This is a genomic window from Curtobacterium sp. Csp2 (assembly GCF_013347165.1).
Genome location: NZ_CP054593.1, coordinates 877,626 through 900,006, shown reverse-complemented (window position 1 = coordinate 900,006; position 22,381 = coordinate 877,626). Strand labels below are relative to the sequence as shown.

25 protein-coding genes are annotated in these 22,381 nt (G+C 73.6%); 13 read left to right on the top strand and 12 right to left on the bottom strand.

Annotation, left to right across the window (positions count from 1 at the left end; genetic code table 11):
* The coding region (locus tag HUN59_RS04460; RefSeq protein WP_217483619.1) for an alpha/beta fold hydrolase at nucleotides 1–658 on the top strand (658 nt) is incomplete at its 5' end.
* Nucleotides 655–1,422: an esterase/lipase family protein gene (locus HUN59_RS04455; protein WP_254629991.1), complete on the top strand. Its 768-nt coding sequence runs from the start codon at nucleotides 655–657 to the stop codon at nucleotides 1,420–1,422. The genes HUN59_RS04460 and HUN59_RS04455, both read left to right, overlap by 4 nt.
* Before the next feature lie 145 nt (nucleotides 1,423–1,567).
* On the opposite strand, the gene HUN59_RS04450 is transcribed toward HUN59_RS04455, so the two are convergent.
* Both HUN59_RS04450 and HUN59_RS04445 read right to left on the bottom strand, forming a co-directional pair.
* Complete coding sequence (locus tag HUN59_RS04450; protein WP_167510131.1) at nucleotides 1,568–1,957, bottom strand: VOC family protein; 390 nt, start codon at nucleotides 1,955–1,957, stop codon at nucleotides 1,568–1,570.
* A 62-nt stretch (nucleotides 1,958–2,019) separates the two neighbouring features.
* The gene (locus tag HUN59_RS04445) at nucleotides 2,020–3,027 is read right to left on the bottom strand and encodes a LacI family DNA-binding transcriptional regulator (RefSeq protein WP_174777619.1); all 1,008 of its coding nucleotides are present in this window, start codon (nucleotides 3,025–3,027) and stop codon (nucleotides 2,020–2,022) included.
* Nucleotides 3,028–3,272: 245 nt separating this feature from the next.
* On the opposite strand from HUN59_RS04445, the gene HUN59_RS04440 reads away from it, so the two are divergent.
* Both HUN59_RS04440 and HUN59_RS04435 read left to right on the top strand, forming a co-directional pair.
* Complete coding sequence (locus HUN59_RS04440) at nucleotides 3,273–4,280, top strand: LacI family DNA-binding transcriptional regulator (RefSeq protein ID WP_174777619.1); 1,008 nt, start codon at nucleotides 3,273–3,275, stop codon at nucleotides 4,278–4,280.
* A gap of 62 nt (nucleotides 4,281–4,342) precedes the next feature.
* Nucleotides 4,343–4,732, top strand: a complete 390-nt coding sequence (locus HUN59_RS04435; RefSeq protein WP_167510131.1) for a VOC family protein — start codon at nucleotides 4,343–4,345, stop codon at nucleotides 4,730–4,732.
* Nucleotides 4,733–4,877: 145 nt separating this feature from the next.
* On the opposite strand, the gene HUN59_RS04430 is transcribed toward HUN59_RS04435, so the two are convergent.
* Nucleotides 4,878–5,645, bottom strand: coding sequence for an esterase/lipase family protein (locus tag HUN59_RS04430; protein WP_254629991.1), 768 nt, complete (start codon nucleotides 5,643–5,645; stop codon nucleotides 4,878–4,880).
* Complete coding sequence (locus HUN59_RS04425) at nucleotides 5,642–6,415, bottom strand: alpha/beta fold hydrolase (RefSeq protein WP_174777618.1); 774 nt, start codon at nucleotides 6,413–6,415, stop codon at nucleotides 5,642–5,644. The genes HUN59_RS04430 and HUN59_RS04425 overlap by 4 nt, the downstream gene beginning before the upstream one ends.
* Nucleotides 6,416–6,498: 83 nt before the next feature.
* On the opposite strand from HUN59_RS04425, the gene HUN59_RS04420 reads away from it, so the two are divergent.
* From HUN59_RS04420 to HUN59_RS04410, 3 genes are all read left to right on the top strand, one after another.
* On the top strand, nucleotides 6,499–6,948 hold the full coding sequence (locus HUN59_RS04420; RefSeq protein ID WP_174777617.1) for a hypothetical protein: 450 nt from the start codon (nucleotides 6,499–6,501) through the stop codon (nucleotides 6,946–6,948).
* Between the two features lie 39 nt (nucleotides 6,949–6,987).
* Nucleotides 6,988–7,536 carry a dihydrofolate reductase family protein gene (locus HUN59_RS04415; RefSeq protein ID WP_141862643.1) on the top strand — a complete coding sequence of 183 codons (549 nt, stop codon included), beginning with the start codon at nucleotides 6,988–6,990 and terminating at the stop codon, nucleotides 7,534–7,536.
* A 112-nt stretch (nucleotides 7,537–7,648) separates the two neighbouring features.
* On the top strand, nucleotides 7,649–8,980 hold the full coding sequence (locus HUN59_RS04410; protein WP_229666944.1) for an NAD(P)/FAD-dependent oxidoreductase: 1,332 nt from the start codon (nucleotides 7,649–7,651) through the stop codon (nucleotides 8,978–8,980).
* 35 nt (nucleotides 8,981–9,015) lie between these two features.
* Here HUN59_RS04410 and HUN59_RS04405 read toward each other — a convergent pair whose 3' ends face one another.
* A complete protein-coding gene (locus tag HUN59_RS04405) occupies nucleotides 9,016–9,918 on the bottom strand; it encodes an SDR family oxidoreductase (RefSeq protein WP_174777616.1) in 903 nt (300 codons plus the stop codon).
* A 94-nt stretch (nucleotides 9,919–10,012) separates the two neighbouring features.
* Between HUN59_RS04405 and HUN59_RS04400 the strand changes: the two genes are divergently transcribed.
* From HUN59_RS04400 to HUN59_RS04390, 3 genes are all read left to right on the top strand, one after another.
* Nucleotides 10,013–10,585: a TetR/AcrR family transcriptional regulator gene (locus HUN59_RS04400; protein ID WP_174777615.1), complete on the top strand. Its 573-nt coding sequence runs from the start codon at nucleotides 10,013–10,015 to the stop codon at nucleotides 10,583–10,585.
* 67 nt (nucleotides 10,586–10,652) lie between these two features.
* Nucleotides 10,653–11,864, top strand: coding sequence for an acyltransferase family protein (locus tag HUN59_RS04395; RefSeq protein WP_174777614.1), 1,212 nt, complete (start codon nucleotides 10,653–10,655; stop codon nucleotides 11,862–11,864).
* Nucleotides 11,865–11,913: 49 nt separating this feature from the next.
* The gene (locus HUN59_RS04390; protein WP_174777613.1) at nucleotides 11,914–13,092 is read left to right on the top strand and encodes an FAD-dependent oxidoreductase; all 1,179 of its coding nucleotides are present in this window, start codon (nucleotides 11,914–11,916) and stop codon (nucleotides 13,090–13,092) included.
* A 75-nt stretch (nucleotides 13,093–13,167) separates the two neighbouring features.
* Here HUN59_RS04390 and HUN59_RS04385 read toward each other — a convergent pair whose 3' ends face one another.
* The 6 genes from HUN59_RS04385 to HUN59_RS04360 all read right to left on the bottom strand — a co-directional run bounded on the left by HUN59_RS04385 (nucleotide 13,168) and on the right by HUN59_RS04360 (nucleotide 18,815).
* Nucleotides 13,168–14,049 carry a UbiA family prenyltransferase gene (locus HUN59_RS04385; protein WP_174777612.1) on the bottom strand — a complete coding sequence of 294 codons (882 nt, stop codon included), beginning with the start codon at nucleotides 14,047–14,049 and terminating at the stop codon, nucleotides 13,168–13,170.
* Nucleotides 14,050–14,154: 105 nt separating this feature from the next.
* The gene (gene fdhA, locus HUN59_RS04380; protein ID WP_058743180.1) at nucleotides 14,155–15,375 is read right to left on the bottom strand and encodes a formaldehyde dehydrogenase, glutathione-independent; all 1,221 of its coding nucleotides are present in this window, start codon (nucleotides 15,373–15,375) and stop codon (nucleotides 14,155–14,157) included.
* A 92-nt stretch (nucleotides 15,376–15,467) separates the two neighbouring features.
* Nucleotides 15,468–16,463, bottom strand: a complete 996-nt coding sequence (gene dhaK / locus HUN59_RS04375; RefSeq protein WP_058743181.1) for a dihydroxyacetone kinase subunit DhaK — start codon at nucleotides 16,461–16,463, stop codon at nucleotides 15,468–15,470.
* Nucleotides 16,464–16,546: 83 nt separating this feature from the next.
* Nucleotides 16,547–17,176 carry a dihydroxyacetone kinase subunit DhaL gene (dhaL, locus tag HUN59_RS04370; protein ID WP_174777611.1) on the bottom strand — a complete coding sequence of 210 codons (630 nt, stop codon included), beginning with the start codon at nucleotides 17,174–17,176 and terminating at the stop codon, nucleotides 16,547–16,549.
* Nucleotides 17,173–17,955, bottom strand: coding sequence for an HAD-IA family hydrolase (locus tag HUN59_RS04365; RefSeq protein ID WP_174777610.1), 783 nt, complete (start codon nucleotides 17,953–17,955; stop codon nucleotides 17,173–17,175). The genes dhaL and HUN59_RS04365 overlap by 4 nt, the downstream gene beginning before the upstream one ends.
* Nucleotides 17,952–18,815, bottom strand: a complete 864-nt coding sequence (locus tag HUN59_RS04360; RefSeq protein WP_174777609.1) for a class II fructose-bisphosphate aldolase — start codon at nucleotides 18,813–18,815, stop codon at nucleotides 17,952–17,954. Before HUN59_RS04360 ends, HUN59_RS04365 begins: the two co-directional genes overlap by 4 nt.
* A 142-nt stretch (nucleotides 18,816–18,957) precedes the next feature.
* Between HUN59_RS04360 and HUN59_RS04355 the strand changes: the two genes are divergently transcribed.
* Nucleotides 18,958–19,695, top strand: a complete 738-nt coding sequence (locus tag HUN59_RS04355) for a GntR family transcriptional regulator (protein ID WP_058743185.1) — start codon at nucleotides 18,958–18,960, stop codon at nucleotides 19,693–19,695.
* Here HUN59_RS04355 and HUN59_RS04350 read toward each other — a convergent pair.
* Nucleotides 19,680–20,612 (bottom strand): DMT family transporter, encoded by a 933-nt coding sequence (locus HUN59_RS04350; RefSeq protein ID WP_174777608.1) that lies wholly within the window; start codon nucleotides 20,610–20,612, stop codon nucleotides 19,680–19,682. The two genes, HUN59_RS04355 and HUN59_RS04350, sit on opposite strands and share 16 nt — an antisense overlap.
* 70 nt (nucleotides 20,613–20,682) lie before the next feature.
* Here HUN59_RS04350 and HUN59_RS04345 point away from each other — a divergent pair, with 70 nt between their 5' ends.
* Together HUN59_RS04345 and HUN59_RS04340 are read left to right on the top strand one after the other, a co-directional pair.
* Nucleotides 20,683–21,531 carry a LysR family transcriptional regulator gene (locus HUN59_RS04345; protein WP_174777607.1) on the top strand — a complete coding sequence of 283 codons (849 nt, stop codon included), beginning with the start codon at nucleotides 20,683–20,685 and terminating at the stop codon, nucleotides 21,529–21,531.
* Between the two features lie 29 nt (nucleotides 21,532–21,560).
* Nucleotides 21,561–22,373 carry a fructosamine kinase family protein gene (locus tag HUN59_RS04340; protein WP_254629990.1) on the top strand — a complete coding sequence of 271 codons (813 nt, stop codon included), beginning with the start codon at nucleotides 21,561–21,563 and terminating at the stop codon, nucleotides 22,371–22,373.
* Nucleotides 22,374–22,381 lie beyond the last annotated feature (8 nt).

The window sequence follows — 22,381 nt, the reverse complement described above, 5'->3', positions numbered from 1 at the left end:
CGTCTACAACATGTTCCAGCCGCTCATGTACCAGGTGGCGACGGGCGGCCTCAACGCCGGCGACGTGACGTACTTCCTGCGGAGCCTGCGCGCGAAGCAGTCGAACGCCGACTTCCGCCACGGGCTGCTCACCGGCATCGACGCCGAGCACCGCGTCGCCGAGATGTCCGACGGCGAGCACCTGCACTACGACTGGCTCATCCTGGCGAACGGCGTCAACACGAGCTACTTCGGCACCCCCGACGTCGTCCGGGCCGTCGTCCTGGTCGGCCCCGTGTGCGACCGGTCCCGGCGCACCCTGCTCCGGCAGGCGCTCGACCTGACGCGGGACACCGCCGTCGAGACCCCACGCATGAACGCCGTCGTCACGACCGACTACCTGCGGAGCATCCGGCAGTACGTCCGCGAACTCGGCCCGATGCTCCGGCACCGGCTCGAGGACGTGCTGCCCCGGCTCACCCAACCCGTGCTCGTCGTGCGCGGCGACCGCGACCCGATCGCGCGGCGGGAGTGGTCGGAGTCCCTCGCGCAGGCGGCCCCGCGCGGGGCGCTCGTCGAGCTGCCCGGCGGGCACCACGTGCAGGAGCGGCACCCGGAAGCGTTCGGACGACTCGTCGAGGAGTTCCGGCGCGTGCAGACCCTGGAGGACGCACGGTGACCGACCCGACCGCCCGCTCGGCCGCGGCGGCGGGACCGACGCGAGCCGTGCCTCCAGGCCGTCTGCCGGTGGACCGCGTGCCGGTGCTGCGGCGCGCGTGGTGGGCCGTCCTCGACTGGTGGTACGCGGCGCGGTGGCAGCTGCGGAGTGCCGGCCCGACGACCGCCGAGGACTACCGGACCGGCGAGGGCCAGCCGGTCGTCGTCGTGCCGGGCGTCTACGAGACCTGGCACTTCATGCGTCCCCTGATGGACGCGCTGCACGACGCCGGGCACCCCGTCCACGTGCTGCCCGTGCTGCGGCACAACATCCGGCCGGTGCCGGAGTCCGCGCGCGAGGTGCTCGCGTACCTCGAGGCGGAGGGCCTGCGCGACGTCCTCGTCGTGGCGCACAGCAAGGGCGGGCTGATCGGGAAGTACGCGATGACCCTGCCCGAGGGGGACCGCATCGACCGGATGGTCGCCGTGTCGACGCCGTTCGCCGGGTCGGCCTACGCGCGGCTCGCGCCGGTGCGGCACCTGCGGGTGTTCCGTGCCGCGGACCCGGTGCTCGCGGCGCTCGGGCGGGACCTCGCGGTGAACGCGCGGATCACGTCGGTCTGGGGGGTCTTCGACACGCTCATCCCGGCCGGGAGCGAGCTCGCGGGTGCGACGAACGTAAGCGTCCCGGTGGGCGGGCACTTCCGGATCCTGGCCGCGCGGCAGACGCGTGAGGCGGTGCTGGCCGCCGCCGCGGGGCCGGGGCAGGCCCGAGACTCGGCCTGACGGACAGATCTGTGCCTCGGCGGCCCGAGTCTCGTCCGCGGAGCCGAGACTCGCTGCGGTCCGCCGTCGCGGCGCGATCCGGCCTGGAGGCACGTGGTGCGCCCGGCGCGTCGGCCCGGTCGGGCGTGCTGCCCTGGTCGCCGGGTCAGGCGCCCGGCAGGAACAGGCAGAACGGGTGGCCGTCCGGGTCGAGGAGCACCCGGACGTCGTCCTGGGGCTGGAACGCGTGCTCGGTCGCCCCGAGCTCGAGGGCGCGGGCGGTCGCCGCGGGCAGGTCCTCCACCTGGAAGTCGAGGTGCAGCTGCATGCCCTGGCGTCCGGACTCGGGCGGCCACACCGGCGGGACGTAGGCGTCGTCGTACTGCACCGACAGACCGGGACCGCCGTCGGCCGGGCGGACCCGGAGCCACGTCGGTCCGTCCTCGTGCACGGTCCACCCGGTCAGCGCGCCGTAGAAGCGGGCGAGGGCGACCGGCTCCGGGGACTGCAGCACGGTCGCGGTCAGGACGGGCATCGCGGGGTCGTCGGCGCTCATGGCGCGGACGGTACCCCCGGCCGTCGCACCACTCGTCCAGCGCGCCCGGGCGGTGCGTCCGGTCAGCGTTCCCGGACGCTCGCGCGCTCGACGATCCGGTGCGGCACCACGACCGTCTCCGGTGCTGCCGAAGGGTCCGCGATCCGCCGGGTGAGGAGATCGAGCGCAGCGGTCGCGAAGGCCCGACGGTCGAACGACACGGTGGTCAGCGCGGGGATCGCGTAGGCCGCTGCGTCGACGTCGTCGAACCCGACGACGCTCACCTGCTCCGGGACCCGGACGCCCCGCGCCGCGAGCACGTGCAGCACGCCGAAGGCGATGGAGTCCGTGTAGGCGAACACCGCGTCCGGCAGCGGGTTCGTGTCCAGCCACGCGGCGAACGCCGTCGCCGCCGCACTCGTCGTCCACGCCGGCAGCGGCACGCGCAGCGCGGGGTCGACCACGAGGCCGGACGTCCCCAACGCGTCCGCGTGGCCCTGGTCACGGAGCTCGCTCGTGGCGGTGGCGTCCGTCGGGCGCGCTGCCCCGACGACGGCGATCCGCCGGTGCCCGCGGTCGAGCAGGTGGGTCGTGACCTCGCGTGCGGCGAGCCGGCTGTCGACGTGCACCTGGTCGACGTGCTCCGGCTCGACCTCGCCGATCACCACGGTCGGCGGCAGCCCCTCGGTCTCGGCGAGCACGCTCGCGCTGAGGGACACCGGGTTGAGCACGAGCCCGTCCACCAGGTGCGCGCGGGCCCGCGAGACCAGTTCGCGCTCGCGGTCCGGGTCGTTGCCGGTCTGGTCGAGCTGCACCGTCCAGCCGCGCTCGCGCGCCAGCTCGACGAACCACTGCGCCAGCTCTGCGGAGTAGGCGTTCCCGAGCTCGGGCAGCGTCAGCGCGATCGCCCCGGACCGTCCGTTGCGCAGCCCGCGGGCGGACAGGTTCGGGACGTAGTCGAGCTCGGCGAGGGCTCGCTCGACGCGCTCCCGGGTCGCCGGGCGCACCGCGACGCCGCCGTTGATGACGTTGGAGACGGTCTTCGGCGACACCCCGGCCATGGCCGCCACGTCCCGCACGGTCGCGCGCATCCGACGAGCGTAGCGCGGACCTCCGGACGTCTGGTGGCCCGGAGGTCCGGTCGCGGGGACGGGTCCCGGACCGGACGACCGACGACCTGACTACGCGTCGACCAGCTCGCGCCGCGCAGCGCGTCGCGCCCGGATGCGGCTGGTCACGGTGGCCGCGACCACGACCGCCAGCACGGCGTACAGCACGATCGGGATCGGCCCGGCCACCAGCACCGAGAAGTCCCCGTCCGCGCTACGCTCGTCGGATGCGCGCGACCGTGCGGGACGTGGCGGCCATGGCCGGGGTGTCGCCGAAGACCGTCTCCAACGTCATCAACGGCGGCGTCGCGGTGCGCCCGGCGACCCGGGAGCGCGTCGAGCGAGCCCTCGCCGAGCTCGACTACGTCCCGAACCTGTCCGCCCGCGGGCTGCGCAACGGACGGTCCGGGGCGATCGCGCTGACGCTGCCCGAGCTCGGGAACGCCTACTCCGCAGAGCTGGCGCAGTGGTTCGTCGAGCTGGCGCGCGAGCGCGGCTGGACGGTGCAGCTCGACCAGACCGGCAACGACCCGGACCGCGAGCGCGAACTGGTCTCGCGGGCCCGCGCGCACCTGGTGGACGGGCTCGTGCTCAACCCGGTGTCCCTCAGCGCGAGCGTGCTCGCCGAGACCGAGGGGCTGCCGCCGACCGTGGTGATCGGCGAGGTCGAGCCGGAGCACGTCGACCAGGTGCACGTCGACAGCCGGCTCGCCGCACGCGAGGTCACGACCCACCTGCTCGACCGCGGGCACCGGCGGATCGCCGTCGTCGGGGCAGCGCGCCCGACGGACGCCACCGCCACGAGCGAGCTCCGTGACCAGGGCCACGCGGACGCGTTGGGGACGTCCGGCCTCGTGGTCGACCCCGCGCTGCGCGTGCCGCTGCCGGCGTGGACGACGAGTGCGGCGGCGACGGCGTTCGCCGCGTGGCTGGACACGAACCCGCTGCCGGACGCGGTGTTCGCCTACACGGACTCCATCGCCTTCGGCGTGCTGCACGTGCTCGCGGCGCGGGGCGTCCGGGTCCCGGAGCAGGTGAGCGTCGTCGGGTTCGACGACGTCGACGCAGCGGCCTACGCGATCCCCGCGCTGACCACCGTGTCGTTCGACCGTCGGGCCTTCGCGACCGCTGCGCTCGATCTCCTCACCCGGCGGATCGCGGACCCTTCGGCAGCACCGGAGACGGTCGTGGTGCCGCACCGGATCGTCGAGCGCGCGAGCGTCCGGGAACGCTGACCGGACGCACCGCCCGGGCGCGCTGGACGAGTGGTGCGACGGCCGGGGGTACCGTCCGCGCCATGAGCGCCGACGACCCCGCGATGCCCGTCCTGACCGCGACCGTGCTGCAGTCCCCGGAGCCGGTCGCCCTCGCCCGCTTCTACGGCGCGCTGACCGGGTGGACCGTGCACGAGGACGGACCGACGTGGCTCCGGGTCCGCCCGGCCGACGGCGGTCCCGGTCTGTCGGTGCAGTACGACGACGCCTACGTCCCGCCGGTGTGGCCGCCCGAGTCCGGACGCCAGGGCATGCAGCTGCACCTCGACTTCCAGGTGGAGGACCTGCCCGCGGCGACCGCCCGCGCCCTCGAGCTCGGGGCGACCGAGCACGCGTTCCAGCCCCAGGACGACGTCCGGGTGCTCCTCGACCCGGACGGCCACCCGTTCTGCCTGTTCCTGCCGGGCGCCTGACCCGGCGACCAGGGCAGCACGCCCGACCGGGCCGACGCGCCGGGCGCACCACGTGCCTCCAGGCCGGATCGCGCCGCGACGGCGGACCGCAGCGAGTCTCGGCTCCGCGGACGAGACTCGGGCCGCCGAGGCACAGATCTGTCCGTCAGGCCGAGTCTCGGGCCTGCCCCGGCCCCGCGGCGGCGGCCAGCACCGCCTCACGCGTCTGCCGCGCGGCCAGGATCCGGAAGTGCCCGCCCACCGGGACGCTTACGTTCGTCGCACCCGCGAGCTCGCTCCCGGCCGGGATGAGCGTGTCGAAGACCCCCCAGACCGACGTGATCCGCGCGTTCACCGCGAGGTCCCGCCCGAGCGCCGCGAGCACCGGGTCCGCGGCACGGAACACCCGCAGGTGCCGCACCGGCGCGAGCCGCGCGTAGGCCGACCCGGCGAACGGCGTCGACACGGCGACCATCCGGTCGATGCGGTCCCCCTCGGGCAGGGTCATCGCGTACTTCCCGATCAGCCCGCCCTTGCTGTGCGCCACGACGAGGACGTCGCGCAGGCCCTCCGCCTCGAGGTACGCGAGCACCTCGCGCGCGGACTCCGGCACCGGCCGGATGTTGTGCCGCAGCACGGGCAGCACGTGGACGGGGTGCCCGGCGTCGTGCAGCGCGTCCATCAGGGGACGCATGAAGTGCCAGGTCTCGTAGACGCCCGGCACGACGACGACCGGCTGGCCCTCGCCGGTCCGGTAGTCCTCGGCGGTCGTCGGGCCGGCACTCCGCAGCTGCCACCGCGCCGCGTACCACCAGTCGAGGACGGCCCACCACGCGCGCCGCAGCACCGGCACGCGGTCCACCGGCAGACGGCCTGGAGGCACGGCTCGCGTCGGTCCCGCCGCCGCGGCCGAGCGGGCGGTCGGGTCGGTCACCGTGCGTCCTCCAGGGTCTGCACGCGCCGGAACTCCTCGACGAGTCGTCCGAACGCTTCCGGGTGCCGCTCCTGCACGTGGTGCCCGCCGGGCAGCTCGACGAGCGCCCCGCGCGGGGCCGCCTGCGCGAGGGACTCCGACCACTCCCGCCGCGCGATCGGGTCGCGGTCGCCGCGCACGACGAGCACGGGTTGGGTGAGCCGGGGCAGCACGTCCTCGAGCCGGTGCCGGAGCATCGGGCCGAGTTCGCGGACGTACTGCCGGATGCTCCGCAGGTAGTCGGTCGTGACGACGGCGTTCATGCGTGGGGTCTCGACGGCGGTGTCCCGCGTCAGGTCGAGCGCCTGCCGGAGCAGGGTGCGCCGGGACCGGTCGCACACGGGGCCGACCAGGACGACGGCCCGGACGACGTCGGGGTGGCGGAGCGCGGCCTCCGCGACGACCTGCGTCCCCATCGACTGCCCGATCGCGACGACGGTCTCCGCGCCGCCGTCCCGGACAGCCGCGACCACGAGGTCCGCGAGCTCCTCGACCTGCAGCCGGCGTCCGGCCGGCGGGAGGCCGCCGAACCCCGGCAGGTCGACGGCGACCGTGCGGTGGGTCCGAGCGAGGACCCGCTGCGTGCGGGCGAAGGACCGGTGCGACATCCCGATGCCGTGGACCAGGACGACGGTCGGGGCCAGGGAGTCGTGCAGACGGCCGGCCGGCGCCAGGGTCCGGAGGCGCACGCGGAGGTCCCCGACCTGGAACGACCCGACCCGTGCGCGCACGACCCGAACCTACCCGCGGGTTCGCAGCGCCGGGTCAGGGTCGTCATCGGTTCCTCTTGGCCGAGCAGAGTGCACTGGCGCGCATGAGCGACCACTCCCCGAACACCGCACCGAGCCACGCGCCCGTCCCGCCGCACGGCTGGGGCGCGGCGCCCGCCGCCGGTCCGACCACCACGCTCGACGGGCCGCCCGCCGCAACCGGCCAGCCCTCATGGGCCGCGGCCCCGATCGGTCCCGCTGCCTGGACCGGACAGCCGTCGGGGACCGCGGGGCGCACGCGTCCGAAGCCGCCGTGGTTCTGGCCCGTGGTGGCCGTGGCGGTCGGGCTCGGAGCCCTGCTCGCGGGCGGTGGCGTCGGGTACGCCGTCGGCCATGCCATCGGCGCGTCGCACTCGAGCTCCGTGACCGTCCCGGGTGGCGGGCGCGACGGGTTCCCCGGGCAGGACGGGCAGAGCGGGCAGGACGGGCAGAGCGGTCAGGGCGGACAGCTGCCCGGTGGCGTGCAGGGCGGCGGGAGCGGCACGGGGAGTTGACCCTCGACGCAGGACGCCCCGGCCCCTAGGCTCCGGGGCATGCGCAAGGTGACCTCGGGGCTCTTCACGTCGGTCGACGGTGTCGTGCAGGACCCGTACACGTTCCAGTACGACTCCTTCGACGCGGAGCTCGGCACGGCGATGACGGCGTGGATGGACCGCACCGACACGGTCCTGCTCGGCAAGCAGAGCTACCTCGAGTGGTCCGAGTGGTGGCCGTCGCACGCCGACGACCCGTTCGGCCGCTGGATCAACCCGATCGAGAAGCACGTCGCCTCGACCACGCTCGACCCGGACCTGACGTGGGAGAACGCGCACCTGATCCAGGGTGACGTCGACGCGTTCGTGCGCGAGCTCAAGGCCGGCGACGGCGGCGACGTCGCGGTGACGGGGAGCGTCACGCTCGTGCGGCACCTGCTGTTCGCGGGGCTGCTCGACGAACTGCAGCTCATGACGCACCCGGCGATCGCGGGCGCCGGCCGGAAGCTGTTCGAGCCGACCGATCCGCCCACGCGGCTGCGCCTGGTGCAGAGCGTCGTGACGAGCAAGGGCAACGTGCTGAGCACGTACGCGCCGTTCGAGGCCTGACGCAGGCCGCGCCTGACGCAGGCCGCAGGGCCGCAGGGCCGGCGGGACCGCTCCATCGGCACGGTGACGGGCGGGTGGACGGACACGGCTCCCGATCGGCGTACCCTTCTGGGTGGCCGTCGACCGCACCACCCTGGAGATCAGCATGTCCGAGGACACCCGCCCGCACGTCGTCATCGTCGGCGGAGGCTTCGCCGGCATCGCGGCGATGCGTGAACTCGCGGACGCACCGGTCCGGGTGACCCTGGTCGACCGCCACGTCTACAACATGTTCCAGCCGCTCATGTACCAGGTGGCGACGGGCGGCCTCAACGCCGGCGACGTGACGTACTTCCTGCGGAGCCTGCGCGCGAAGCAGTCGAACGCCGACTTCCGCCACGGGCTGCTCACCGGCATCGACGCCGAGCACCGCGTCGCCGAGATGTCCGACGGCGAGCACCTGCACTACGACTGGCTCATCCTGGCGAACGGCGTCAACACGAGCTACTTCGGCACCCCCGGCGCGTACGAGTACGCGTACTCGATGTACTCCCGCTCGCAGGCGCTGCGGATCCGCGACGAGCTGTTCACCCGGCTCGAGGAGGCCGCGGCGAACCAGGGCCCCGACGAGATCCGCGTGGTCATCGTCGGCGGCGGTGCGACGGGCGTCGAGATGGCCGGTGCCCTCGCGGAGCTCCGCGACCAGGCCCTCGAGGGCGCGTACCCCGAGCTCGACGAGGGCGCGATCACGATCACGCTCGTGCACCGCAGCGGCGAACTCCTCAAGCCGTTCGCCCCGCGCCTGCGCCGGTACGCGGCCAAGGTCCTGCGGAAGCGCGGCGTCGTGCTGCGGCTGAACACCGGGGTCGCCGAGGTCAAGCCCGACGGCGTCGTCACGGCCGACGGCGAGTTCATCCCCGCGTCCCAGGTGATCTGGGCGACCGGGGTCGCGGCCCACAAGGAGGTATCGGGCTGGGGTCTGCCGCAGACCCACGGCGGGCGGATCCAGGTGAACGACGACCTCAGCGTGAAGGGCGTCGAGCGGATCTTCTCCGCCGGCGACATCGCCGCCCAGGACGACGCCCTCGCCCAGCTCGCCCAGCCGGCGCTGCAGGGTGGCCGGCACGTCGCCCGGCAGGTCGTCCGCCTGCTCGAGGGCAAGCAGACCGAGCACTTCAAGTACTTCGACAAGGGCACCATGGCGACGATCGGCACGAACGCCGCGGTCGCCCAGCTCCGCGGTGGCATCACGATGGTCGGCCCCGTCGCGTGGGCCGCCTGGGTGGCCGTGCACATCGCATCGCTGCTCGGCAACGGTAACCGGCTGTCGACCCTGTCGCACTTCTTCGTCCGCTACCTGTGGTTCATGCGGAAGCGGTCCATCCCGATCGTCGGCGACGTCCGTCCGGTGCGCCCGAACGGGGACCGCGAGCCCGAGCCCTGGCAGATGCAGAAGGCCGAGTAGCCTCCCCCAGCCAGGGCGCCGGGCCCGCGAGCGGGTCAGCGCGCGACGTGCGCGTACGCCCCGGCGGCGATGTCCTCGAGCAGGGTCGGCCCGGTCGGGGTCCAGCCGAAGCGCTCCCGCGTGGCGTCGGCCGTCGCGGACATCTCGAGCGCGAAGAACCGCCCGATGAACCCGAAGTGCTCCTCGGCGTCCGCGGGGTCGACGCTCGTCACCGGGAGCCCGAGGGCGTCGCCGATCGCCTGCGCGATGTCCCGGGTCGGGACACCCGTCTCGGCGACGGCGTGCAACCGCGTTCCCGCCGGGGCGTCCTCGAGCCCGAGGCGCACGAGCCGCGCGGCGTCGTCCACGTGCACGGCGGCCCACCGGTTCGTGCCCTCCCCCAGGTAGCCGGACACCCCGGTCCGGACGGCTGCGGCGACGATCGCGGCGATGAACCCATGGTCGCCGACGCCGTGCGTGGTCGGGCTGAAGCGCGCGCTGACGGCCCGGACACCGTCCGCCGTGAAGTCGAACGCGCGGTTCTCGCTGCCGCCGCGCATGCTGTCCGGGCCGACGAACGGCGAGGGGTCCTGCTCGGTGGCCGGTCGCCCGGGGGCCAGGCCGGCCACCCCGGAGGCCACCACGAGCGGACGGTCGGAACCGGCCAGGGCGCTCCCGAGCGTCTCGACGGCGGCCCGCTCGCTCGCGTTCGTGGCAGCCGGGTTGCCCCAATCGTGCTTGTTCGCGAGGTGCAGGACGCCATCGGCGCCCTCCGCCCCGCGGCGCAGGGCGTCGAGGTCGTCCAGGTCGCCGCGCAGGACGGCGGCACCGCGGGACTCGAGTGCGGCGGCGGACGCATCGGACCGGGCGAGCCCGGTGACGGTGTGCCCGGTGGCGAGGAGCTCGTCGACGGTGTGGGAGCCGATCCAGCCGGAGGCCCCGGTGACGAACACGTGCATGAGTGCTTCCCTTCACAGGGTCCGTGGCGCGATGTCACGAACTGACATCACCGTAGCACTCGATGTCAGTTACTGTCGTCAGTAGACTGCGACCATGGCTCGTTGGCAACCCGGCACCCGCGAACGCCTGCAGTCGACCGCACTCCGGCTCTTCGCCGAGCAGGGCTACGACGAGACGACCGTCTCGCAGATCGCCGCGGCCGCCGACGTCACCGAGCGCACCTTCTTCCGGCACTTCGCGGACAAGCCCGAGGTCCTGTTCGCCGGCCAGACCGACTTCACGGCGATGTTCACCACCCCGGTCGAGCAGGCCCCGGACGGCACTCCCGCGTTCGACCTGGTCCGGCGGGCGCTCGACTCGGCCGCAGACTTCTTCCCCGAGGACCGTCGCTCGTGGTCCCGGTCACGCCAGGCCGTGATCGACGCCGTCCCCGCCCTCGAGGAGCGCGAACTCGGCAAGCTCGCGAACCTGAAGGTCCGTCTGGGCGACACCCTGCGGGCGCACGGGATCGACGAGCCCCTCGCCACGATCGCCGCCGAGGCGGCGGTCACCGTGTTCCACCTGGCGTTCGCGCAGTGGATCGCCGAACCCGAGGACCGCGACTTCCGGACCCTGGTCGAGGAGCGGCTCGCAGCGCTGACCGCGCTCGTGCACCCCGATCACTGAGGGTCCTCTTACCTGGGTGGAGCACGCTGGTCGTCACCCGGAAGACCGATCCTCGCAGGGAGGACCCGTGACGACGAACACGCTCGCCCCCGAGCGCTCCAGCACGACCCGCCGCGCCGCCGCGGTCGGTCGAGGGATCGGTGCTGCCCGGACGACGCCACCACCGCCCCTGACGAACCGGGCTCCGGCACTCGACGGCCTCCGCACGATCGCGATCCTCGCGGTGATCCTGTACCACCTGCACGTCCCGCAGTTCGAGGGCGGCTTCATCGGCGTCACCGTGTTCTTCGCCCTGTCCGGGTTCCTCATCACGACGCTGCTGCTCGGCGAGCACCGGAAGACCGGCCGCATCCGCCTCGGCTCGTTCTGGTGGAAGCGCCTGCTCCGGCTGTACCCGGCACTCCTCGCCCTCGTGGCGGTCGGACTGATGCTGTGGAACTGGGTCGGCGACTACAAGGGCGCGTCGTTCGGTCCGGGCGAGGCCGCGTTCATCGCCCTCACCTACACGGGCAACCTGTTCCGCTCGTTCTGGGACACCACGCAGGGCGTCTTCGCGCACACGTGGAGCCTGTCCATGGAGGAGCAGTTCTACCTGGTGTGGCCGCCCGTGCTCGTGCTGCTCTTCATGGTGCGCGCTCGACGTCGGTGGCTGGTGGCCGGCCTCGGTGCGGTCATCGTGGGCTGCTCGATCGCCGCCGGACTCGTCTACCAGACACCCAACGGCGGGTCGACGCCGGACGTGTACTTCTCCCCCGTGCTCGGCGTCGTGCCGCTCGCGACGGGCTGCCTGCTCGCCCTGCTCCTCGACGACGCGCGCGTCCGCACGTGGGCGGCCGGGGTCGCCGGGCACGTCGCGAGCTGGGCGGGCCTGGCGCTCCTCGTCGGCATCCTGCTCTGGATCGGCGACGACTGGACGCAGCACGCGTGGACCTTCGGCGTCGTCCTGCCCCTGACCGGGGTCGTGTCGTCGGTGCTCATCGCCGGGCTCGTCTCGGTCCGGTCACCGCTCTCCGCCGCGCTCGCCTGGACACCGGTGTCGTGGTTCGGCCGCCGCGTCTCGTACTCGGCGTACCTCTGGCACCCGCTCGTGATCGCCCTGCTCGACCCCTTCGCGATCGGGCCGTGGGGCACGGTGTGGCTCATCGCCGTCGCGCTGCTCGTGGCCGTCGGCGCCGCCTACGCGGTCGAGGTCCCGGTCGAGAAGGCCCGCAAGCGCGTCCGCGAAGCACGGTCCCTCGTCGCCGCCGACCGGGCCGAGCGCGCGAGCGTCACGAACTGACCGCTGCGTGGCTGGCAGCCACCGGACCGCCCGTCCGTAGGCTCGGCGCGTGACCTCCGACCCGACCGACGTCCTCGTGGTGGGCGGCGGCCCGGTCGGCCTCCTCGCCGCCGTGCTGCTCGCCGCCGAGGGCGTCGACGTGCGCGTCTGGGAACGCCGAGACTCGGCGCCGACGGGCTCGCGGGCGATCGGCATCCACCCGCCCTCGCTCGCCGTGTTCGACCGGGTCGGGGTCGCCGGTCCCGTCCTGGCCGAGGCGGTCCCCGTCCGCCGCGGTGTGGCCACGAGCCGCGGTCGCGCCCTCGGGACGCTGTCGTTCGACCATGTGTCCGACCCGTTCCCGTTCGTCGCCGCGCTCGACCAGCACCGCACCGAGACGCTCCTGCGGGACCGTCTCGCGGCCCTCGCACCGGACGCCCTCCGCACCGGCACGACGGTCACCGCGCTCGACCCGGAACGCGGGCACGTCGCCGTGTCCGGCACCGGTCCGGACGACGAGCGGGTGCGGGTCCGCGCGCGGTTCGTCGTCGGCGCGGACGGTGCCAGGAGCACCGTGCGCGACCTGCTCGGCATCCGCACCACCGGCCGGACCTACCGCGAGCAGTACGTGATGGGCGACTTCGCGGACACCGGCGTCGCCCCGGCGGACACCGCGGTCGTCGACGTCGGCCCCGGCGGCGTCCTCGAGTCCTTCCCGTTGCCCGGCGGTCGCCGTCGCGCCGTCGCGCTCGTCACCGACCCGGCCACGCGACCGTCCGGAACCGACGGGACGGAGGCGGGGCGTGCCTCCCGGCTGGCGACGCTCGTCCGCGAGCGCACCGGCACGGCTCCCGACCCGACGACCTGCTCGATGGTGAGTGCGTTCCGGACCCGGCGGCGGACCGCCGAACGGGTGGGCATCGGCCGGGTGGTCCTGGTCGGCGACGCCGCGCACGAGATCAGCCCGATCGGCGGGCAGGGCATGAACCTCGGGTGGCTGGACGTCGCGGCGCTCGCGCCGCTCCTGGCCGACGCGGTCCGCTCCGGCGAGGCGGGTCCGTGGCCCGCGTACGCCGCGACCCGGCAGGCGGCCGCGGCGCGCGCCGCGCGGCAGGCGGAGGCGAACGCGGCACTCGGTCGCCCGGCTCGCGGTGCGCTGCTGGTCGGACGGGAGGCACTGCTCCGGTCCGTCCTCGCCCTCCCGTCCGCCAGGTGGCTCGCCTCGACGTACGCCATGGGGTGGGCCTGACCGGATCGCGTCCGCCAGGTGGCTCGGCTCTACCCTCCGGACGGTACGCGATGAGGTGGGCCTGACCGGATCGGCTCAGGCGACGAGTCGGGCACCGGCGACGCCGAGCTCGACCACGAGGACGAGGGACGACGCGATCACGAGCCGGAACAGGGCGCGGGTCGGTCGCCCCACCAGGACGAGCCCGACCCCGACCACCGCGAGCACCACCACCACGAGCGCCCCGACGACCGCGAGGACCGCCGCCGCGCCGCGAGCCGGGTCGGCCCCGGCCAGCTGCCCGCCGAGCACGAGCCCCGCCGCGACGACGAGCGACCCGAACGCGAGGACACCGGCACCGCGCAGGCCGAGGCGGTGCGGGAAGCCCCGGACACCCGTGGCCGCGTCGTCGAGCAGGTCCGGGAGGACGTTCGTGCAGTGGATCGCGATGCCGAACACCGCCCCGGTCGCGACCGCCCACCAGGCCGGCCAGGCGCCACCGCCGGCGGCGACCGCGACGACGGGCAGCAGTCCGAAGGCCACCAGGAACGGTGCGACGGACCAGGCCGTGCGCTTGAGCCCCGCGTCGTAGGCCCACCCCGCGGCGACGAGCAGGAGGTGCGCGACGGCCGCGACCGGACCGAGGAACACGCTCGCGAGCACCGCGACCGCGGCCGTGACGAACGCGGCGGTCCGGACGGTCGAGGCTGCGACGAGGCCCCGTGCGACGGGCTTGTCGGAGCGGCCGACGGCCCGGTCGCGGTCCGCGTCGATCCAGTCGTTCGCCAGGCCGATCGACAGCTGCCCCGCCACCACGGCGAGCGCCACGAGCAGCACGGTGCCGAACGGGTGCCCGACCGCGACGGCGATCACCGTGGCGAGGACCGTGACGGTGACGGTCGGCCCGGGGTGCGAGGACGCGAACAGCAGCCGCAGGGTCGACGGTCGGCTGGCCCGGGGTCGGTGCGGTGCGTCCACACGGGCGAGCGTACGGACGGACGGCTGCACGCGGTCGGGCCCGGATGACGGACGGCCCCTGCGCCGCCGGGTGTCGACGGTGCAGGGGCCGGTGGGACCGCCGGGTCAGGCCGCGGGGATGAGGCCGTTCGGGTTGAGGACGTACTTCGTCGCCGCGCCCTTGTCGAACTCCTCGTAGCCACGCGGGGCCTCGTCGAGGCCGATCGGCTTCGCGTTCACGTTCTTCGCGATGCTCGTGCGGTCGTGCAGGATCGCCATCATCAGCTGCCGGTTGTACTTCATGACCGGGCACTGCCCCGTCGTGAAGGACAGCGACTTCGCCCAGCCGGTGCCGAGGCTGAGCGACAGGGCACCCTTCTTGGCGGCCTCGTCGACGCCGCCCGGGTCACCCGTGACGTAGAGCCCGGGGATGCCCAGGGCGCCACCGGCTGCCGTGATGTCCATGAGCGAGTTGAGGACCGTCGCCGGTGCCTCTTCCCCGGATCCGGCGCCGTGGCCCTTGGCCTCGAAGCCGACGGCGTCGATGCCGCAGTCGACGAGCGGTTCGCCGAGGATCTGGTCGATCTGGTCGGCGGGGTCGCCCTTCGTCAGGTCGACGGTCTCGCAGCCGAAGCTCCGCGCCTGGGCCAGGCGGTCGGCGTTCATGTCGCCGACGATCACCACGCTGGCACCGAGCAGCATCGCCCCGGTCGCGGCCGCGAGGCCGACCGGCCCGGCACCGGCGACGTACACCGTCGAACCGACCTCGACGCCGGCGGTGACCGCGCCGTGGAAGCCGGTCGGGAAGATGTCGGAGAGCATCGCGAGGTCGAGGATCTTCTCGAGCGCCTGGTCGCGGTCCGGGAACTTCAGCAGGTTCCAGTCGGCGTACGGCACGAGGACGTACTCGGCCTGTCCACCGACCCAGCCGCCCATGTCGACGTAGCCGTACGCGCTGCCCGGGCGGTCCGGGTTGACGTTGAGGCAGATGCCGGTCTTCCGCTCCTTGCAGTTCCGACAGCGACCGCACGCGATGTTGAACGGGACGGAGACGATGTCGCCGACCTTGATGAACTCGACGTCCGAGCCCACCTCGACCACCTCGCCGGTGATCTCGTGGCCGAGGACGAGGTCGCTCGGCGCGGTGGTGCGGCCGCGGACCATGTGCTGGTCGCTGCCGCAGATGTTCGTCGCCACCGTACGGAGGATCGCCCCGTGGTTGACCTTGCGCCCGACGTTCGCCGGGTTCACACCGGGTCCGTCCTTGAGCTCGAACGTCGGGTAGTCGGTCTCGATGACCTCGACCTTGCCCGGCCCCTTGTACGCGACTGCGTGGTTGCTCGCCATGTGATCCTCCTCGATCGTCGGCGTCGGGACACCCGCGGTCGCGGGCGTCCTGGTGTGGGAGCCGTCGGCGGGCGGGTAGGCCCGCCGACGGGTCAGAACGTGCGGATCGGGATCTCGGCGGGGGCGGCGAGGAGCTCCTTGACCTCGTCGTCGAGCTTCACGAGCGTGATCGAGGCGCCGGCCATGTCGAGCGAGGTGCAGTACTCGCCGACGTAGCTCCGGACGGGTGTGATGCCCTGCGCGACGAGCTTCTCGTGCGCGATCCCGTAGAGCAGGTAGAGCTCGCTGATCGGGGTGCCGCCGAGTCCGTTCACCATGAGCGCGACCTCGTCGCCGTCGGAGAAGGGCAGGTCGGACACGATCGGGTCGAGCAGGATGTCGACGATCTCGTCCGCCGGGACGATCTTCTGCCGAGCGCGTCCGGGTTCACCGTGGATGCCGACGCCGACCTCGATCTCGTCGTCGCCGAGCTCGAACAGCGGCGAGCCCTTGGCGGGCGGGGTGCACGCCGTGAGGGCGACGCCCATGGTCCGGGTCACCGAGTTGACCTTCTTCCCGACCCGGACGACCTCGTCGAGGTCGGCGCCGGCCTCGGCCGCGGCGCCGACCGCCTTGATCACGAAGAAGTTCCCGGCGACGCCACGACGGCCGATCGTGTACGTGGAGTCCTTCACGGCGACGTCGTCGTCGATGAACAGGGTCGCGACCTTGATGCCCTCGGCCTCGGCGAACTCCTCCGCCATCTCGAAGGCCATCTTGTCGCCCGTGTAGTTGTTGACCAGCAGGAGCACGCCCTTGGGGCTGTTCACCCGGCGGGCGGCCTCGATGACGTAGTCGGTCGGCGGCGCGGCGAACACGTCCCCGGGGCAGGCCGCGTCGAGCATGCCCTTGCCGACGACCATGACGTGCGCGGGCTCGTGCCCGGAGCCGGACCCCTGGACGATCGAGACCTTGTCGTCGCGCGGGGCGTCGGCGCGGACGATCAGGTTCGCCTTCGGGTCGTAGGTCAGGGTGTCGGGGTTGGCGAGGGCCAAACCCTTCAGCATGTCCGGGACGAACTGCTTCGGGTCGTTGACGAACTTCTTCACTGCGGTTGCCTCACTTCATCGTGGTGGTCGGGTACTGCGAAGGGTCGTGCTGGTGGGGGCGGATCGGATCTGGTCGGCTCGCGTCACCACTCGTCGGCGATGCGCTCCGCGAGCACCGCGACGGCGACCGCGCCGGGGTCGGGCGAGCCGATGCTGCGCTCCCCCGTGTACGACGCACGCCCACGGCGGGCCTCGAGCGTCGAGGTGGCGTCCGCTGCCTGGCGTGCGACCTCGGCGGCGTGTCGGGCGATCGCGGCGCCGTCCCGGCCGTCCGCCGCGTCGGACTCGATCGCGTCGGTCATCGGGACGATCGCGTCGAGGAGCGTCTTGTCGCCGAGGTCGGCGCCACCGCGCTTCTTGATCCCCTCGACCGCGGCGCGGAGCATCGCCACGACGTCCTCTGCGGTCAGGTCGTCCTTGCCCTTGACGACCCCGGCCGCCCGCAGGAACGCGGTGCCCCAGATCGGACCGGACGTCCCGCCGATGCGGCTGCTCATCGTCATCGCGACCTGCTGCAGGAAGGTCCCGGGGTCCGACCGGTCGTAGTCGTCGAACCCGGCGAGCACGTTCTCGAACCCGCGGGCGAGGGAGTAGCCGAAGTCGCCGTCGCCGGCCACCGCGTCGAGGTCGCAGAAGTACCGCTCGTTCTCGACGCAGGTGCTCGCGATGAGCCGCACGGTGGACTCGAGGTGGGTGGTGGCTTCGGTGGTCATCGTCGTCCTCCGGTCGGGAGCTGGGTGAGGTTGTCGAGGGTCACCTGTCCGGGCACCTCGACGTGGTGGGGGTCCGCGAGCACGTGTGCCGGCTCGTCGGGCAGGTCGCCGAGCCGGTCGACCACGAGCGCCGCGCCGGTGAAGTCCTCGTCGGCCGTGTAGCTGCTGACGGTGACGACCGTGGTGAGTCCGGCGCCGAGCGCTGCCCGGAGCCCGTTCGCGCTGTCCTCGACGACGACCGCATCTGCCGCGGTGACGCCGAGCTCCCGGAGCGCCAGCTCGTACACGTCGGGCGCGGGCTTCTTGCGCGGGACGACGTCGCCCGCGAAGACCGCGAACCAGCCGGCGGCGTCCTCGCCCACGGCGTGCTCGAGCACCGCGCGGACCGACGCCTCGGCCGAGGTCGAGGCCACCGCGAGCAGCCAGCCCGCGTCGCGTGCCTCGTGCACGATCCTGGCGATGCCGGGCCGCCCGGGCATCACCCCGTCGCGGACCATCGCGGTGTACCGCCGGGTCTTCTCGGCGTGCCACTCGGCCACCAGGGCCCGCTGTTCCTCGGGATCGGTCGGCAGGCCGGCGCGCTCGACGAACTCCGGCGTCAGCAGCGACGCCAGCCGCTCCTTCCCGCCGCCGATCCGGAGCACCTCGGCGTAGTCGTCCTGGCTCCACCGGACCGGCAGGTCGAAGTGCTCGAACGTCTGGTTGAACGCCGGCAGGTGCCCGTCGCGCTCGGTGTCGGCGAGCACGCCGTCACAGTCGAAGACGAGCGCGCGGGTCACGACCGACCGGCCTTGCCGTCCGCGCCGAACCACGTGACGTGCTCGGCGATGACGTCGGTGACGGCGGACTCGATCGCGGTGACGAGCTTCGGCGGGTCCCAGCTGTCCGTCGCCCGTGCCTGTTCGAGGTGCTCGAGCGACGCGCGCATGTACGCGTGCTTCACCGCGGTCGAGATGTTGATCTTCGACACCCCGGCGTCGATGAACGACCGGAAGTCGTCGCGGCTCAGCCCCGTGCCGCCGTGGAGCACGATCGGCCGGTCGGTCAGGGCGGCGAGCTCGGCGGCGCGCTCGGGCAGCAGCACCGGGTCCGCCTTGTACAGTCCGTGGCTCGTGCCCAGCTGCGGCGCGAGCAGGTCGCTGTCGGTCCGCTCGGCGACCTCCGCCAGTTGCTCGACCGAGTACGCGTGCCGGGACTCGTCGCTGCCCACGCCGTCCTCGACCCCCAGGATGTTCTCGATCTCCGACTCGACGTCGACCCCGGCGGCGTGCGCCGCGGCGGTGACCTCGGCGGTCTCGCGGACCGCGTCGTCGAACCCGCGGTCGGACGCGTCGAACAGCACGCTGGACCACCCCGCGGCGATGACGTCGTCGAGCACCGCCCGGTCCGGACAGTGGTCGAGGTGCAGCGCGACCGGCACCGGGACGTCCCGGGTGAGCGCGCGGAACAGGTCGGTGGTGAAGGCGGTCCCGGAGGCCTTCACGGTCTTCACGGAGATCTGCACGACGAGCGGCGCCCGGGTCCGGACCGCCGCGGCGATCACCGCCCGCATGCTCAGCTCGTCGAACACGTTCACGGCCGGTACGGCGTACCCGCCGTCCCGCGCGGTCCTGGTCAACGTCCTGGTGGACACGTCCATGCCTGGGTCCCCTCTTGCGTCGCTGCGTCGTGGGATGTCGCCGTCAGCGTCGACGACTGCTCGGACTGTACCTGTCTAGACCGGACTCGACAAGTATCATGAGCGGCTATCGGACGACCGTCCGGCCGACAGGAGGTGGACCGTGGTCGACGAGGTGGACCGCGACTCCGCCGTGCCCATCTACCAGCAGCTCGAGGACATCTTCACGGCGAAGATCGCGAGCGGCGAGTGGGCGCCGAGCCAACGGATCCCGTCCGAGAACGAGCTGAACCGGCACTACGGGACCAGCCGGATGACGGTGCGCGGCGTCCTGACGAAGCTGACCACCGACGGCGTGCTCCACCGGGTCCCCGGCAAGGGCACGTTCGTCGCGCCCGAGAAGATCAGCGCGGTCTCCCCGGCGTACCGCGGCATCCGCGAGCAGCTCGAGGTGCTCGGCTACGACATCACCACGACGCTCGTGTCGATCGACCGGGCCCCGGCGCCAGCCCGCATCCGGGACCGCCTGGGCCTCGGCCGCACCGACGACGTCTTCGCGATCGTCCGGCTGCGGTCCGTCGACGGCAAGCCCCTCAGCGTGCACCGGTCGTTCGTCCCGGCGGCCCTCGCGCCCACCCTCGACGCGCTGGACGTCGTCGAGGAGCAGCTCTGCGTCGTGCTCGAGGACGCCTTCGGCCTGGCGATGCACGACGTCGCGGAGGGGCTCGAGGCCGTCGCCGTGGCCGAGGCCGACGCCGGGCTGCTCGGCCTGCGTCGGGGCGACCCGGCGCTGCAGCTCACCGACGTCATCGCCGACCGGGCCGGGACGACGTTCGAGTACTCGACGATCGTGTTCCGTGGCGACCGGATGCGGCTGCAGTTCGACTACACGCGCCCCTGACCGGCACCGGCCGGGGCCACGGCGGACACCCGGCGCCTCCGGAAGGCCAGCCGTCCCGACGCCAGCGCGATCCCGGCGAGCACGACGACTCCGCCGACGGGCTCGTTCCACCGCAGCGGCTCACCGAGCACGAGCACGCCGAGCGCGACCCCGACCACCGGGGTCAGGTACGTCACGGTCGACGCCCGACCGGCACCCCACGCGCCGACCAGGCGCGTGTTCCACGCGTAGGCCAACCCTGTGCCGACCGCACCGAGCGCGACCATCGCGGCCACGATCCTCCAGTCCAGCTGCACCGGACCCGTCGCGACGACGGGCGCGACCAGCAGCATGAGCAACGCCGCCAGGGTGAGCTGCACCGTCGCGACGGTCGTCGGGTCCTGCCCGCTGCCGACGCCGAAGCGGCGGAGCCACGCCAGGCCGACGCCGTAGGACGCGGTCATCCCGAGCAGGGCGACCTGTCCCGGGACGGTCGCGAGCACCGCGGGGTCCCCCACCAGGCTCCACGGGCCGACCAGGACGAGCACGCCGACGATCCCGAGCACGACGCCGCCGACCTGCCGACGCGACAGGCGTTCGCTCGGCACCAGGACGGCGAGCGCCAGCAGGGTCATGATCGGCGTCGTCGCGTTGTAGATGCTCGCGAGCCCCGATGGCACGGTCTGCTCCGCCCAGGCCATCAGCGACGACGGCACCGCGTTGAGGAACACCGCGACGACGAGCAGGTGCCCCCACACCCGGCGTTCCCGCGGCCACCGACGCCGCGTGACGAGCAGCACGACCACGAGCGTCAGGGCGCCGAGCACGGTCCGCACGGTCGCGACCTGCTGCGGGGCGAGCCCCTCGAGCCCGATCTTCGCGAAGAAGAAGCTGGACCCCCAGGTGAGGGCGACGAGCACGTAGAGGAGGGCGTTCACGAGGGTTAGCATCGAGCACCGCGGCGCATGTGTCGAACGAATGTGCTGCATGGGCCCATGAAGGAAGCGCATGACCGTCTCGATCCCGCAGCTCCGTGCATTCGTCGCGACCGTCGACGCCGGGTCGTTCACCGGTGCCGCGACCGCGCTCGGCGTCGGGCAGTCCGCCGTCTCGCACGCCGTCGCGGGACTCGAGCGCGAGGTCGCCGGGAGCGTGCTGCGCCGCGGCGCGGCGACCGCGCCCACCCCGCTCGGGGACCGGCTGCTGGCCCACGCCCGCAGCGTGCTCGCCTCCGTCGACGCCCTGGAGGCGGTGGTCCGGCCCGCCACGGACCGCGGCACGGTCCGGTTGGCCGCCGTGCCGACGGTCTGCCAGGGGCTGCTCCCGCGGCTCCGCGAACTGTGGGCGGTGACGCTGCCGGGCGTCGACGTGCAGGTCTACGAGGGCGACGACGACGAGATGCCCGAGTGGCTCGAGGGCGGGACGGTGGACGCCGCGGTGCTCGTCGACCCGTCCCCGGTGCCCGCCGGCGGCGTGGTGGTCGCGCGGGACGAGATGGCCGCCGTCGTGCGCCGCGACCACCCGCTCGCCGGGACCGAGCAGCTGACGCTCGACGACCTGCACGACGACGGACTGGTCGCGGGCGGCGGCGGGTGCGAGCACCAGATCCAGCGGATGCACGAACTGGCCGGGCAGCCGTTCCGCTGGGCGCACCGGGTCCGCGAGATGAGCACGATGTTCGGGATGATCCAGCGCGGCGAGGGGGTGTCGATCGTGCCGTCGCTCGGGCGCGTGATGCTGCCCTCCGACCTCGTGATGCTGCCGGTCGAGCCGCGGTACGTGCGGACGCTGGTGCTGAGCGGGCCGTCGTCGCGGCCGTGGCACCCGTTGGCGCAGGCACTGGTGGACGCGGTGTGACGCCCAGCCGCCGTCGGCAGGATGGACACGTGCCCGACACCCACGTGAAGACCTTCACCGACCCGGACGAGGCGACCGCCGAGGCCGCCGGCCTGCGCTGGCTCGCCGAGGCCGAGGACACCGGCGGCACCCGCACCGCCCGGGTCCTCGCGCACCCGTCTCCCACGGTCCTGCACCTCGAGCGCATCAGCGACGGCGCCCCGACCCGGGCCCAGGCCGAGCGCTTCGGCCGGTCGCTCGCGCACACCCACGCCGCCGGTGCCGCGCACTGGGGAGCGCCGTCCCCCGGGTTCCCCGCGAGCGCGGGGCTGCGGATGGGGCGCTCGCGCACACCGTTCACCGCCGCGGCGGACGCACCGGCGACGTGGGGCGCGTTCTTCGCCGAGTACCGGATCCGCGACTTCGTGCAGCGGATCGTCGACCGGGGCGGCTTCGACGGTGCCGAGGGAGCGGTGTTCGACCGGGTCGCCGACCGGCTGGAGGACGGTTCGCTCGGGTCGCCGCAGCCCACGCTCGTCGGGGACGGACCCGCCCGGGTGCACGGGGACCTGTGGGCCGGGAACGTCCTCTGGCCGACGGACAGCTCGGAGCCGACCGGCGCGGTGCTCATCGACGCGACGCCGCACGGCGGGCACGCGGAGACCGACCTCGCGCTGCTGGGACTCTTCGGGCTCGCGCGGCTCGAGACGGTGCTGGCCGCGTACGACGAGGAGTCCCGGCTCGCCGACGGCTGGCAGGAGCGGGTCGAGCTGCACCAGCTCGCACCGCTGCTGCTCCACGTGTACCTGTTCGGCGGGTCGTACACGGCCGCAGCCCTGCGCGTCGCCCGCCGCTACGCCTGAACCCCACC